Annotated in this window: 10 protein-coding genes and 2 tRNA genes; 6 read left to right on the top strand and 6 right to left on the bottom strand. The window is 68.7% G+C overall.

The genetic code is table 11. From position 1 onward, the window contains the following. Nucleotides 1–20 precede the first annotated feature (20 nt). Genes BO221_RS42990 through BO221_RS42980 form a run of 3 tightly spaced genes read right to left on the bottom strand, consistent with a single transcriptional unit; the run spans nucleotide 21 to nucleotide 1,777 of the window. A complete protein-coding gene (locus BO221_RS42990) occupies nucleotides 21–281 on the bottom strand; it encodes a phosphopantetheine-binding protein (protein WP_043398510.1) in 261 nt (86 codons plus the stop codon). Continuing rightward, the gene (locus tag BO221_RS42985; protein WP_073566727.1) at nucleotides 268–1,047 is read right to left on the bottom strand and encodes a 1-acyl-sn-glycerol-3-phosphate acyltransferase; all 780 of its coding nucleotides are present in this window, start codon (nucleotides 1,045–1,047) and stop codon (nucleotides 268–270) included. Before BO221_RS42985 ends, BO221_RS42990 begins: the two co-directional genes overlap by 14 nt. Next, the gene (locus BO221_RS42980) at nucleotides 1,040–1,777 is read right to left on the bottom strand and encodes a beta-ketoacyl synthase chain length factor (RefSeq protein ID WP_233166512.1); all 738 of its coding nucleotides are present in this window, start codon (nucleotides 1,775–1,777) and stop codon (nucleotides 1,040–1,042) included. Before BO221_RS42980 ends, BO221_RS42985 begins: the two co-directional genes overlap by 8 nt. A gap of 418 nt (nucleotides 1,778–2,195) precedes the next feature. On the opposite strand from BO221_RS42980, the gene BO221_RS54390 reads away from it, so the two are divergent. Both BO221_RS54390 and BO221_RS42970 read left to right on the top strand, forming a co-directional pair. Next, a complete protein-coding gene (locus tag BO221_RS54390) occupies nucleotides 2,196–2,495 on the top strand; it encodes a helix-turn-helix domain-containing protein (RefSeq protein ID WP_143196018.1) in 300 nt (99 codons plus the stop codon). Nucleotides 2,496–2,750: 255 nt separating this feature from the next. After that, nucleotides 2,751–2,836, top strand: a tRNA-Leu gene (locus tag BO221_RS42970). A gap of 6 nt (nucleotides 2,837–2,842) precedes the next feature. Here BO221_RS42970 and BO221_RS42965 read toward each other — a convergent pair. Beyond that, nucleotides 2,843–4,273 carry an FAD-binding oxidoreductase gene (locus tag BO221_RS42965; RefSeq protein WP_158080015.1) on the bottom strand — a complete coding sequence of 477 codons (1,431 nt, stop codon included), beginning with the start codon at nucleotides 4,271–4,273 and terminating at the stop codon, nucleotides 2,843–2,845. A gap of 257 nt (nucleotides 4,274–4,530) precedes the next feature. Here BO221_RS42965 and BO221_RS42960 point away from each other — a divergent pair. The 3 genes from BO221_RS42960 (at nucleotide 4,531) to hppD (ending at nucleotide 7,184) form a co-directional block, all read left to right on the top strand. Then, nucleotides 4,531–4,604 (top strand) — tRNA-Arg (locus tag BO221_RS42960). 257 nt (nucleotides 4,605–4,861) lie between these two features. Further along, nucleotides 4,862–5,980 carry an alpha-hydroxy acid oxidase gene (locus BO221_RS42955; RefSeq protein WP_073566724.1) on the top strand — a complete coding sequence of 373 codons (1,119 nt, stop codon included), beginning with the start codon at nucleotides 4,862–4,864 and terminating at the stop codon, nucleotides 5,978–5,980. Nucleotides 5,981–6,092: 112 nt separating this feature from the next. Beyond that, nucleotides 6,093–7,184: a 4-hydroxyphenylpyruvate dioxygenase gene (gene hppD / locus BO221_RS42950; RefSeq protein ID WP_073566723.1), complete on the top strand. Its 1,092-nt coding sequence runs from the start codon at nucleotides 6,093–6,095 to the stop codon at nucleotides 7,182–7,184. Nucleotides 7,185–7,207: 23 nt separating this feature from the next. On the opposite strand, the gene BO221_RS42945 is transcribed toward hppD, so the two are convergent. Further along, nucleotides 7,208–8,530, bottom strand: coding sequence for a PLP-dependent aminotransferase family protein (locus BO221_RS42945; protein ID WP_073566722.1), 1,323 nt, complete (start codon nucleotides 8,528–8,530; stop codon nucleotides 7,208–7,210). A 130-nt stretch (nucleotides 8,531–8,660) separates the two neighbouring features. On the opposite strand from BO221_RS42945, the gene BO221_RS42940 reads away from it, so the two are divergent. Further along, nucleotides 8,661–9,947, top strand: a complete 1,287-nt coding sequence (locus tag BO221_RS42940) for a hypothetical protein (RefSeq protein ID WP_073566721.1) — start codon at nucleotides 8,661–8,663, stop codon at nucleotides 9,945–9,947. Between the two features lie 24 nt (nucleotides 9,948–9,971). Here BO221_RS42940 and BO221_RS54385 read toward each other — a convergent pair whose 3' ends face one another. Next, nucleotides 9,972–12,011, bottom strand: a complete 2,040-nt coding sequence (locus BO221_RS54385; RefSeq protein WP_369866049.1) for a hypothetical protein — start codon at nucleotides 12,009–12,011, stop codon at nucleotides 9,972–9,974. Nucleotides 12,012–12,837 lie beyond the last annotated feature (826 nt).

Genomic DNA, 12,837 nt, shown 5'->3' with positions numbered 1-12,837 from the left:
CCAATCCTTTTCTGATGAGTTCAGGCCTTGCGATGGGCGCTCACGAAATCCGCGAGTGCCCTCACGCTGGCGAAATGGCGGCGGTTTTCCTTCGAGTCGTTCGCGAGGGACACGCCATAGGATTTCTGCAGCGCCAGGCCCAGCTCGAGGGCGTCGATCGAGTCGAGCCCGAGTCCCTCGACGAACAGCGGCGCAGCCGGATCGATGTCGTCCGGAGTGATGTCCTCGAGGTGAAGTGTCTCGATGACCAGTTTCTTGATTTCCTGTTCAAGCTGCAGCATGGCCCTGCCCTTCCCTGGAGAAATAGTCGTGCAGCTGCGCCGTGAGTTGCCGGGCCGCTCGCGCCTCGCCGCCGGCCTCTCCAAGCTGTGGCGCAACGGGGATGTCGTCGTGTACCTGGATGGTGAAGTTCATCCGTTTCGGCGGCACCCTCCACCACGGCGTCCCCTTGGTGAGACCGAGCGGTTCACACCGGATGGTGACCGGGGTGATGTCGCACGGGCCGCGCACCGCGATGTTGGCGGCGCCGCGCTGCAGTTGCATCGGGCCATTGACCCGGGTGCGGGTGCCCTCCGGGAAGATGATCAGGTTATTGCCCGCCTTCACGGAGGCGATGCAGTCCTGGATGAGCGCGGGGCCGGAGTCGTTGCACAGATAGCCGGTCGCCCGGACCGGCCCGCGGGTGAAGGGGTTGCGCGCCAGGCTCGCCTTCACCACGCAATCCGCGTTGGGCACCAGGGAGATGAGGAAGACGACGTCGATCAGCGTCGGGTGGTTGGCGAGGATGAGCAGGCCGGGCCGGGCCAGCTTCTCCACGCCCTCGATGCGGTAGCGCAGCACCCCGAGGACGCGCATCCACTCGATGAAGAACCTGAAGGAGTGGTGCACCGCGAGGCGCGCCAGCCGGGTCTGCCTCGCCTGGTCCCGGACGAGGAGTTGCAACAGCGGGAAGTAGAGCAGCCGCAGCCCGAGCCCTCCCAGCCCGAAGGTGGTGAAGGAGATACCGGTCGCGAGGATGCGCCACCCGCGCTCGAGCGCCTCAAGCATGGCGCTGCCACCGCCAGCATCGAGTGCCGACCTTGTGGTCGAGCCGGGCCTCGCCGGAGACCAGGAATCGCAGCACGGTGAGATCCTCCGGCAGCCCATCCGAGGAAGGGGCATCCCGCGTGTCCTTGGCGGGGTGACAGGTCAGGCTGTAGCCCGGAGCCTCGTCCCCGGCGCGCAGCCAACAGGCCCAGGCGCGCGGGAAGTCCATCTGTCCGGAGGCGTGCCCCAGGGGGCCGGGGAGTGGCTCGTCGTAGATCACCACCAGTACGTCCCTGGCGCCATCCGCGAGCAGAGCGCTCGCTTCGGTGAAGGCGGCCTCGACCGTCTCCTCGCCCGCCGCGATGGCGGTATAGGCGGAGGTGTCCCCCCGGGCGATGGAGTAGAGCGCGCCAATCGCGTTGTGCACCGACAGGCTGAAGGACGTGGGCGAGAGCGGGACGGAGTGCGCCAACTGGCGCAACAGGTCCACCGAGCGGCTGATGTCTCCGAAGCGCGAGGCAAAGATGACGGGGACGCTCGGGGAATCCCCCTGGCATCCGTACGCTGCCTGCAGCGCGAACCGGCCCAGGCGCTCCACCCGGCGGCGCATCATCGCCGGCATCTCGGACAGAGGAGGGGTGCCCTCGGCCGGAAGGGAATGGGGCTCCGAGAACCACCTCGTCCAGGCGTCTTGCTCGGTGAGGCCAGGAGCCCACGCGACCCAGCGGTTGATAGAAAAAGCCATTGTCATGACGCGCGTTTCCCCCCTCCCCCAAACCCCCGGCCGCCACTACTACCAAAGTATTCAGAAGGAGACAATTTATTGCATGGGCGAGGGGGCGACGGAGCGAACCGTCATGCCCAGACATGCACTCTGGGTGAAGTCAGGACCCGGGGGGCCGAAAGCCCCTTCACGGTGTCCTAGAGCCTCCTTGGATGGGTGGCTCCACTACCCCTCAGACCCCTTGAGCGGTGGTGGAGGAGGCGGGCGGATATGCCGCAGCCAGCGCGCCCACTCTCGCAACCAGGCCTACGGTGAAACCCGTACGTGGGTGCATTCCGCCCGAAAGCAAGAGACGCACAGAGAAGCCAGCCACCAGGTGCTCTAGAGGGTGCGTTCCACTTGCCCCGGAATCGGTATTCCACATGGTCCGGTGCGCGCACGTGTCGTGGAGCACGTTGTGGAGCGCATATGGGTTCGCTCCATTCTTGGCGATGCTGTCGGTGTTGCCATCAAAACTGCTGCGGAGGTGCTGAGGTGTAAAGAGTCAAAGATTTACGAGCTCCTGTTGAAGGGGCCACTCAGGCGGCTTCTGAAGCATGGAAGGGAGACACTGATCTCGCTTGCCAGCATCAAGGAGTTGCTCGAGGTGGTCTCGCCCAAGAGAGGAAATCGAGAGAAGGGCAACGGAGACGGGGGCGGATGCTCCAACGGAAGCGCGTTGGCGGCAGGTGTGGCGAGTAGATAGCGCGGTTCGACCTTGCGCAGGTCGCGGCCCTGGAGCGCATCAGCCCATGCGGAAAGGTAGTAGCGGGTGCCCTTCCGGTACTTGGGCGTCCGGTCCTTGATGAGGTGCGCCTTCACCATTTTCCGGATCACCCATACTGCGCGGTCATCCTTGGTCTGGTACGTTCGGCCGTCGGCCCAGCTACCAGGTGGGGGCCACGGGCGCTGCGGAAGCGCAATGCGGGGCGTGGGGCCGTAAGTTGTTGAATTTGCTGACGCACGAGTGGCGAAACTGGCAGACGCAGCGGACTTAAAATCCGCTGGCCCGAAGGGGCCGTCCGGGTTCGATCCCCGGCTCGTGCATTCCTCTCAACCCGCCCGCGCGATCAGGGGCGAGCCCTGCACGGGGCTCGTCAGCCGCCGCCACTGGTCCGTCTGGAGGACGTTCTTCGGATCCACCCTCGCCTTGAGCGCCAGGAACTGTTCGATGGCTCCCGGCTCGTGGTTGGCGCGGAACTGCTCCGGCGTGAGGACGGAATCCTTCGCGTAATAGAAGCGCCCCCCATGGGCGAGCACGTGGTCCGCCATTTCGCGGCAGAGCTTCCACAGGCGCTCCCGGTTGGACCCCGTCACGGAGAAGTCGAGCGCCAGCGAGTACCCATCCACGTAGTAGCTCATCAGGAACGGCGCAGGCCGGTGGCGCTTGAGCACCCCGAGGTACGGAATGAGCCCCTCGCGCTGGCAGCGCTCCATGATGTGCGTATAGACGGCGTGGGCCTGCTCCTTGGGCACGAACGGCTGGAACTGCAGCAGTCCACCCGGCATCAGGGCCTTCTTCCAGCCCGGCACGTAGTCGAGCAGGAAGTGGAACGCGCCATGTGTCTGCAGGTACGCCGGACGGCTGGCCTCGCGGATGCCGGCGTAGAACTTCGCCATGTTCACCCAGCGCATCGCCCGGCCGTGCACCGTCAGCCACAGCCCCGGCCATAGCCAGGCCAACGGAACCACGCCGAACGCCCGTCCGGGCACATCCTGCCGGGCAGGGGAGAGGAACGGATCCGGGTTCTCCTGGGCGGGCACATGCTGCGCCAGGTGCAGGAGCCCGCGCCCGAGGCGGGCGCCACGTGCGTAGCAGTCGATCCACCCCACCATGTAATCGGAGTCGGCCTGGGAGGTGTCGAGCGCCTGCATCGCCTCGCCGAGATCCCGGGTGCTGCGCGCGTGGACGAGCAGCCGCCCGGAGGACACGCGCTTGAGCTGGAGCTCGACCTCGAGAATGCACCCGAGCAGTCCCATGCCTCCAATGGCGGCGTGGAACAGGTCGGCGTTCTCGGTGCGGCTGCAGCGCAGCTCCTCACCCGAGGGCGTCAGCAGTCGGAAGGAGCGGACGTACTCGCCGAACGAGCCGACCTTGTACTGGTTCTTCCCATGGATGTTCATGGACAGCGCGCCACCGATGGTGACGTGCATCGTGCCGGGCACCACATACGGCCAGAAGCCGTGGGCGATGCTCATGCGCCACAGCGCCGCGATCGTCACGCCGGGCTCCACCCGCGCGATGCCCTCCGTGCTGTCGAACTCCAGGATGCGATCGAGCCGGCCCAGCTCGACGATGGAGCCCCCGGTGTTCAGGGCCGCGTCACCGTAGCTCCGCCCGCCGCCGCGAAAGGCCACCGTCTCCCCGCGTCCGCCCGCGCTCGCCATCAGCTCGGCCAGCTGCGCCGTGCCCTCCACCCGGTGGACGAGGCCGCGGCTCACCGTGGACTCTCCCCAACCTCGAAGCTCCTCGTTCTCGTGCATCGCTCGCTCTTCGTCCGCGCTGGCACTCCGCTCGCCAGGCTCCGGGTGGTGCATACCCCGCCCCGGGCCCTCCAGGCCCGTCTCTCGTGACCGGGGTGGGGCTCCCGCTCCCACGGCAGGCAGTCAGGTGGGTATCCAACAGTGGAGCCGGGCTCTCCGGGGACGATGTTCCCGCCCGGCGCTGTTCCAAGAAAGCGTGCTTGCGTCGACGGGGGAAGTCAGTTAGTTACCCACCCGCTGCCGCGCTGTGGCCGCGTGCGCGATTAGCTCAGCTGGATAGAGCGTTGGCCTCCGGAGCCAAAGGCCGCAGGTTCGAATCCTGCATCGCGCGCATCTTGAAGGGCCTGGAATCATGGGGAAATCCCCGATGATTCCAGGCCCTTCGCCTTTTCGCCTGTCAGACGGATGCAAGTCGAATCCCCGGCCGCCAGGCGGGCCGCAGGGCGAAGGAGCGGGTGTCCACTTCCGCTAGAAGGGTCTCCGCATCGCGTAGGGCACGCCAGGAGATGCCCCGGGGAGCGCGGATGTACGCGCCTCGGGCATTCCGGTACCGTTGAGGTTTCGTCCACCCTTCGCGCCACACGAGACATGAGAACCCAAGCCGTCGAGACGCAGGACGAGGCGGGGCCGAGGCCCCTGCGGGTGCAGGACTACGAGGACCTCGCGCGTGCTCGCATGGATCCCTCCATGTGGGACTACCTCCAGGGAGGCAGTGACGATGAGGTGACGCTGCGGGCCAACCGCGAGGCGTTCGCCCGGCTCGCCTTGCGGCCCCGTGTGCTGGTGGACGTGTCGCGCTGCGAGCTGTCCACCCAGGTGGCGGGAACCTCCATGGCCCTGCCCCTGCTGGTGGCGCCCATGGCCTACCACCGTCTGGCCGATCCGGAGGGCGAGGTGGCGACCGCGCGGGGAGCGGGGGCCGCGGGAGTCCCCCTGGTGGTGAGCACCTTCTCCAGCCGCACCCTCGAGGACGTGGCCGCCGCCGCCCAGGGGCCGCTCTGGTTGCAGGTGTACTGCTTCCGCCGCCGCGAGGTCACCGCCTCGCTGCTGCGCCGTGCCGAGGCCGCGGGCTACCGGGCCCTGGTGCTCACCGTGGATGCGCCCCGCATCGGCCGGCGCGAGCGCGATCTGCGCAATGGCTTCGGGTTGCCTCCCCACGTGCAGGCCGCCAACTTCGCCCACGAGCTGACCGCCACCCTCTCCACCCGGGAGCAGGGCCACTCCGGCATCGCCCGCCACGCGCAGGAGGCCTTCGACACCACCATGAGCTGGGAGGTGGTGGAGTGGGTGCGCTCCGTGTCCCGCCTGCCCCTGCTGCTCAAGGGCGTGCTCACCGCGGAGGATGCTGCGCGTGCCGCCTCGCTGGGCGTGGACGGTGTCATCGTCTCCAACCATGGGGGCCGGCAACTGGACGGCGCCATCTCCGCGCTGGAGGCACTGCCCGAGGTCGTACGAGCCGTAGGAGGCCGCTGCGAGGTGCTGATGGACGGCGGCGTCCGCCGGGGCACGGATGTGCTCAAGGCCTTGGCCCTGGGGGCTCGCGCCGTGCTCGTGGGCCGTCCCGTCTTCTGGGGCCTGGCGGCTGCGGGTGAGCAGGGCGTCCACCACCTCCTCTCCCTCCTGCGCGAGGAGCTGGAGCTGGCCATGGCCCTGGCGGGACGTCCCACCTTGAAGGACATCGACGCGTCCCTCGTCTACCGTCCTTGATCGGATTCCCTTCTCTTCCTGGATGTGAAAAAGTGCAGCCCCTTTACTCTCGCAGTGCGGTTGCGTCGAGGGTTGGCGCGTGTCGCGGCGGCCTCGAGGAAGAGAGCTGAACTTGAACTTCGCTGGGGTCGATCATCTCGAGCTGTACGTGGGCCAGCTGGAGGAGGCGGCGGAGGTGTACTGCGCCGGCTTCGGTTTCCGCGTGACGGGAAGGGCCGGGCCGGAGACGGGGCAGCAGGGCCGCGTCAGCCTCCTGCTCAAGCTGGGCCGCATCCGGCTGATTCTCACCCAGCCCCTGGTGGCCACGGATGAGGCCGCTGACTACGTCGCGGTCCACGGGGACGGAGTCAAGGACGTGGCGTTCCGCACGGAGGATGCGGCGGCGGCCTTCCACGAGGCGGTGCGGCGGGGCGCGACTCCGGTGCACGAGCCGCGGGTGTACGAGGGTCCTCACGGACGTCTGGTGCGGGCGACGGTGGCCTCCCCGGTGGGAGATCTGGTGCACTCCTTCATCGAGCGCGCGTCGCCCGAGGGGGATTTCTGGCCGGGCCGTTTCCAGCCGGTGGTGGCTCCCGCCTCGGAGCGCGATCTCCTGGCCTCGCTGGACCATCTGGCCCTCTGTCTGATCCCGGGCACGCTCCAGGAAACGGTGGACGCCTATGGGCGGCTGTTCGGCCTGCAGCAGAGCCACGAGGAGAACGTGGCAACGCAGTACGGGGGCATGAACTCCAAGGTGGTGCAGGATGCCTCCGGCGGCGGGGTGTGCTTCGCGCTGATGGAGCCGATGCTCGGCAAGCGCCCGGGGCAGATCGACCACTTCCTGAGCAGCCACCGCGGGGCGGGTGTGCAGCACATGGCCTTCCTCACGGAGGACATCCTCGAGGCCGTCCGCGTGTTGCGCGAGCGCCAGATGCCCCTGCTGGACAGCCCCTCCGGCTACTACGAGGCGCTCCCGGCGCGGGTCGGCACGCTGGCCGAGGATCTGGAGCAACTGCGCGAGAACCATGTGTTGGTGGATCGCGAGGGCAACGCGGGGTACCTGCTGCAGGTCTTCACCCGCTCGGTCCACCCCCGGCGCACGCTCTTCTTCGAGGTCATCCAGCGCAAGTCGGCGCGGGGGTTCGGCACGGCCAACATCCGTGCGCTCTACCAGTCCGTGGAGCAGGAGATGATGCGCAAGGAGCTGAAGGCGAACGCCGGGTAGCTCGCGCCGCCCGGCGGTTCCGGTCAGCCCGCCTGGAGCGCTCGCGCGCTGCGCTGCTCCAGCGTCGTCTTGATCAGCCTGGCCAGGCGGGACACGCCCTCCTCGATCCTCTCCGGCGTGAGGTAGCTGACGGAGAGCCTGAGCTCCTGCTCGCCCCCGGTGCCGAGGTAGAAGTAGCGCATCGGCGTCCAGATGACCTGGTGGTGCCTCGCGGACTGCTCGAGCAGGGCCTCATCCGCCTCGATGGGGAGCTTCATCACGAGGAAGAAGCCACCGTCCGGGACGTTCCACGTCACGTCGCGTGCCCAGGCCTCGCTCCTCGGGAAGTGGCGCTCCAGGGCCTGGAGCGTCGCGTCCATGTTCTCCTTGTAGAAGCGGATCGCCTCGTGGTTCGCCTCGAGGAGGCTGCAGCCGTTCATCACCAGCATGCCGCCGATGATGGCCTGGCAGATGGCCGACGTGTTCACGGTCAGCAGGCTCTTGATCTTCGAGAACTCCTCGGCCAGCAGGTGGTGCTCGCCCGTCTTGCCGAGCACCCGCTGATCCGCCACGGCGTAGCCCACGCGCAGGCCCGGGAATGCGGATTTCGAGAACGAGCCCAGGTAGATGACCTGTCCCCGGTCATCCATCGACTTGAGGGTGGGTTTGCGGGGGCCCTCCCGGTAGAAGAACCCATAGGGGTTGTCCTCGAGGATGAGCATGCCGGCGCGCGCGGCGATCTCCAGCAGGCGCTTGCGCGAGGGCTCCGGGAGGCTTCGTCCGGACGGGTTGGCGAAGTCCGCCACGAGGTAGAGCGCCCGCGGCCGCTTCCCTTGCGCCTGGAGCGCTTCCACCGTCCGCTCTAGCTCGTGCAGATCCAGCCCATCCTCGCGCTCGGCCACCGGGACGATCTCGATGTCCAGGAGTCTGGCCGCGCCGGTGATGCCGATGTAGCAAGGCATGCCCACCAGCAGGACATCGGTGTCCTTCGAGAACAGCGCGCGCAAGGAGATGAACATTCCCTCCTGGCAGCCGGCCGTGACGACGATGGACTCGGGGGCGACGCGGATTCCCTCGTCCTTCTCCAGCATCCGAGCGATCAGCCCGTGGATGTGTCCGTTGGTCCGGCCGTATTGGAACAGGTTGGTGCGGATCTGCGCCTCGGTGAAACCCCGCTCCTGGCCGAGATGACGGATGTATGCGTCGAGGTACGCCGTGAGCTGCTGGGGGTCATAGAACTTCTCGTGGGGCCTGCCGGGCGCGAACGAGATGGCCTCCGGGTAGCGGAGCGCGATCTCGTTCAAGAAGTTCATGACGTCCAGGATCGGATCCGTCAGGGAGGGGTGCAGGGCGTCTTGGAGCAGCATGGCGGGGACCCACGATAGGCGAGGTGTCCCGGCGGGTGCCACGTCCCGCCACCAACGGACGAAGGACCTGTTCTTCCGGGTAGCTGGCTTTTCCCTGTTCCAGGGGAGAGCTTCCGGAGGGGGGTTCTTCATGCTCGCTTCCTTCCTGGTATTCGTCCTGGCCCAGGCTCCAGGACCCTGTCTGGATCGCTACCAGGCCCTTCATCCCCACTGTCCTGGGGGCACGGGCTGTCCTTCGACCGAGCAGCAGGCCTGCTCGCTCCTGGTCAGCACCTTCGCGGTGGATGAATCGCGCCTCGGGCAGTTCCTCGGGGAGGAGGAGGCCGTCGAGGTCATCCAACGCGATGCGGTCCAGCCGGTCGTAGGGGTGGGAGTGGGCGGTACTCCCGGACAGATCGATGCCACGGTGTCGGTCCAGCCGGTGGGGCTCGTGGGGGCTTCGCTGGGCGTCGTGTCCAGCGCTTTCGGCCGTTCCACGCTCCTCACCTTCTCGGCCAACCCGCTCGCCATCTCGAGCAGGAGCCCGGGCGCCTATGCGCGGCTGTCGCGTCTCTTCGATGTCAGCGTCGTGCTGCCCGCGCCCCTCCAGAGTGAACATCCGGACGGGTTCTTCGGCTTGAGGTCCAACATCGACTTCGTCGGCGCCGCGGTGGCCCACCGCGAGTTCGAGACCCTGTCCGCCGCGGCCCTCCAGGCCAGTCGCGAGCAACTCTCCATGGGGGGCGGCTTTCGCGAGGACTTGATGCGTGCGCTCGACACGCTCACCCCCGAGCAGCGTACGCGGTGTCTCGACACCCTCTTGGGTCCCGACAGCACGCTCGAGGGGATCGCCGCCTCCTGCTCCCCGGAGCTTCCCGCCCGGCTCCAGTCCGCGGTGGCCGCGAGCTCCCGGTTCCAACAGGCCCTGGACGGCTTCGAGGATGCGGTCGACTCGTCACATGGCGGGCTCCAGGTGCAGTTGGATGTTCCGGCGACCCGGTCCAGTTCCGTGCCTTTTCACGCGGCGCTCCTGGGCTCCGGGGCATACGACTTCATCAAGGACAACCGTTCTCCATGGCGGGTGGGGGTCATGGCCTCGCTGGGCCCGGACTACCTGCTCCAGTCCGGGGAGGGGGCCCTGGGCGGGACGCTGGCTGTCGCGCTGGGCGTGAAGGCCAGGCTCCTCCATGGCATGCCGAGGCTGCATTCGAGCATCGGACTGAGGGGCCACCTCGGTCAGTCCAGTCCGTTGCGGCCCCTCAGCGTTCCGAGCTGGCCCGGGAACTACCTGCAGGCCCAACTGGGCCTCAGCCTTCCCATCGGGCGGACGGGCCTGGCCGTGGCCGGAGGCATGAACTGGTCCATCGCGGGCGACTACACCGGGCAGACGGCCTTCTCCGCGAATCTCTTCTATTCGCTGCCGGGCCGGACGCGATGACGGTCCGGCATCCACCGAGGGCGTTCAAGTGGAACGGCCATGGGTGCGCTCGCAGCCCGCGTAATGTCCGCGAGCTCGCGATTCCTTCTCGTAGAGGTAGGTCTCGCGCAGGTCCGGTGTCAGGCAGTCCTTGTTGTCATCACGCAGGTGCCGCTGGAGCTCGGGGATGGAGAGCAGGGGCCAGCTCCTCGCCGTCCCGTCATTGCCGGCGGTGACGAGGTGCTGGCCATCCGGACTGAAGGCGGCGGATTGGACCGGCCCGGTGTGCCCCTGCAGCACGAGGGGCTCGCCTGTCCCGTCGGCCCGCCACACCTGGGCCGTTTCGTCATCTCCCGAGGTGACGAGGCGCTGGCCGTCCGGGCTGAAGGCGGCGGAACGGACGGGACCGGTGTGACTCCGCAGCACGAGGGGCTCGCCTGTCCCATCGGCTCGCCACACGCGCGCCGTACCGTCGGAGCTGGCGGTGACGATGCGCTGGCCATCCGGGCTGAAGACGGCGGAGGTCACCACGCCCGCATGACCCTGGAGCACCAGGGGTTGGCCCGTTCCATCGGCCCGCCACACGCGCGCCGTGCCGTCCCAGGAGGCGGTGACGACGGACTGGCCATCCGGGCTGAAGGCGGCGGATTGCACCTGCGCCGCGTGTCCCCGGAGCACCACGGGCTCGCCCGTCCCATCGGCCAGCCACACGCGCGCCGTGCCATCGGAGCTGGCGGTGACGATGCGCTGACCGTCCGGGCTGAAGACGGCGGAGGTCACCACGCCCGCATGGCCCTGGAGCACCAGGGGTTGGCCTGTTCCATCAGCCCGCCACACGCGCGCCGTGCCGTCGAACGAGGCGGTGACGACGGACTGGCCATCCGGGCTGAGGGCGGCGGATTGCACCTGCGCCGCGTGTCCCTGGAGCACCACGGGCTCGCCCGTCCCATCGGCCCGCCACACGCGCGCCGTGCCGTCCCACGAAGCGGTGACGATGCGCTGACCGTCCGGGCCGAAGGCGGCGGACGTGACGGGCCCCGCGTGTCCCCGGAGCACGACGGGCTTCGTCGAGCCCTCGGCCCGCCACACGCGCGCCGTGCCGTCCCAGGAGGCGGTGACGATGCGCTGGCCATCCGGGCTGAAGGTGGCGGACATGAGCAACCCCTTGTGACCCTCCAGCTCCACGGGCTGGCCCGGCCCATGGGCCCGCCACACGCGCGCCGTGCCGTCCCACGAGGCGGTGACGACGGACTGGCCATCCGGGCTGAAGGTGGCGGACTGCACCTGCGCCGTGTGCCCCTTCAGCACCCGGGGCTCGCCCTTTCCATCTACCCGCCACACGCGCGCCGTGCCGTCCCAGGAAGCAGTGGCGATGGACTGGCCATCCGGGCTGAAGGCGGCGGACACGACGGGTCCAGTGTGTCCCTTCAACACCCGGGGCTCGCCCGGCCCATGGGCCCGCCACACGCGCGCCGTGCCATCCCACGAAGCGGTGACGATGGACTGTCCATCCGGGCTGAAGGCGGCGGACATGACCGCTCCCGTGTGTCCCTTCAACACCCGGGGCGCGCCCTTTCCATCGGTCCGCCAGACGCGTGCCGTGCCGTCGGAGCTGGCGGTGACGATGGACTGGCCATCCGGGCTGAAGGCGCTGGACTCCACCCGGGCCGCGTGCCCCCGGAGCACCACCGCGGAGCCCGTCCCGTCCACCGGCCACACCCGCGCCGTCCCATCGAACGAGGCGGTGACGACGGACTGGCCATCCGGGCTGAAGGTGGCGGACACGACGGGCCCGGTGTGCCCCTTCAACTCCACGGACCTGCCCGTGCCATCGGCCCGCCACACCCGCGCTGTCCCGTCCCAGGAGGCGGTGACGATGAACCGGCCGTCCGGACTGAAGGCCGCGGAGGTGAGCAACCCCTCGTGCCCCTTCAACCTCACGGAGAGGCCCGTCCCATCCGTCCTCCACACCTGGGCCGTCCCATCCTCGCTGGCGGTGACGACGTGCTGGCCATCCGGGCTGAAGCGGGCCGCGTAGACCGCTCCCGAGGCATGGAACGTCACTTCCGGAGCGCTCCGGGCCATGGCTCCGTACGCGAGTGTCTTCCATCCTCGAATCCGCTCCGGCCGGTGGATTTCGAGCAGCAGCTTCATCGCCATCGCGGATTGGCCGCGCTCCAGCAACTCCCGCGCCCCCGACATCAAGGACTGGCCGCGGGCCCGCTCCGCCTGCGCCATCGCCCACAAGAACAGGCCCCCCATCGCCACCGCCACCGTCAGGGCCAACACGGAGATGAGCCGCAACCTGCGCCAGCGGGCGCGCTCCCACTCAATCCGCCGCCGTGCCTCCTCGTGCCGCAACCGCTCCCGCCTCAGCTCGAAGACCTTCTTCGCCAGCCAGTCGTGGCCCAGCTCGAAGTAACGGCTGCCCTGGTGCTCTCCAGCCCGCAGCACCGCGGAGCCCTCCAGGGTGGTCAGCACCCGGTCCGCCTGTCCCGGCGGGAGCGCGGCGCGGGCCTGCTGCTCCGTCAGCAGTGTCCGGCTGCCATCGCTGGCCACCAGGTACTCCTCCAGCAGCCGCCGGGCGTCCGCCGCCAGGGGGCCCAGCTCCTCCAGGGTGACATCCAGGTAGCGGTGCAGGATGGGCTCGGCCTCCACCCGCTCGTCCACCGCCCTCCCGGTGGCGCGCTCTTCCCAGAGCGCACGGCAGACGATCTGCGCGAAGGCCGCTTGTACCTCCGCCTCGCCCGTGGCGTCCTGCCCCGGCATCCGCATCTGCAGCATCAGCTTTCTCAGCTCGTGCTCGGGCCAGTCTTGAGCGGGCACGCCGGAGGCGGCCAGCCTGCGTGCCACTTCCTCCATTTCCCGCACCGTCAGCGGGCCGAGCCGGATGCCATGCTCCAGCAGCTCG

Origin of the sequence: Archangium sp. Cb G35 (genome assembly GCF_001896145.1) — a bacterium.
Taxonomy (GTDB): Bacteria; Myxococcota; Myxococcia; order Myxococcales; family Myxococcaceae; genus Archangium; species Archangium violaceum.
The sequence above is the reverse complement of the archived record's forward strand: the minus strand, read 5'-3'. Positions and strand labels throughout refer to the sequence as shown.

Bases quoted from the DNA above. Each gene is read 5' to 3' on its own strand.
- BO221_RS42985 (WP_073566727.1), bottom strand. From the start codon at position 1,047: ATGCTTGAGGCGCTCGAGCGCGGGTGGCGCATCCTCGCGACCGGTATC.
- BO221_RS42990 (WP_043398510.1), bottom strand. From the start codon at position 281: ATGCTGCAGCTTGAACAGGAAATCAAGAAACTGGTCATCGAGACACTT.
- BO221_RS42940 (WP_073566721.1), top strand. From the start codon at position 8,661: ATGCTCGCTTCCTTCCTGGTATTCGTCCTGGCCCAGGCTCCAGGACCC.
- BO221_RS54385 (WP_369866049.1), bottom strand. From the start codon at position 12,011: ATGGCCCGGAGCGCTCCGGAAGTGACGTTCCATGCCTCGGGAGCGGTC.
- BO221_RS42980 (WP_233166512.1), bottom strand. From the start codon at position 1,777: ATGACAATGGCTTTTTCTATCAACCGCTGGGTCGCGTGGGCTCCTGGC.
- BO221_RS42965 (WP_158080015.1), bottom strand. From the start codon at position 4,273: ATGCACGAGAACGAGGAGCTTCGAGGTTGGGGAGAGTCCACGGTGAGC.
- BO221_RS42955 (WP_073566724.1), top strand. From the start codon at position 4,862: ATGAGAACCCAAGCCGTCGAGACGCAGGACGAGGCGGGGCCGAGGCCC.
- BO221_RS42945 (WP_073566722.1), bottom strand. From the start codon at position 8,530: ATGCTGCTCCAAGACGCCCTGCACCCCTCCCTGACGGATCCGATCCTG.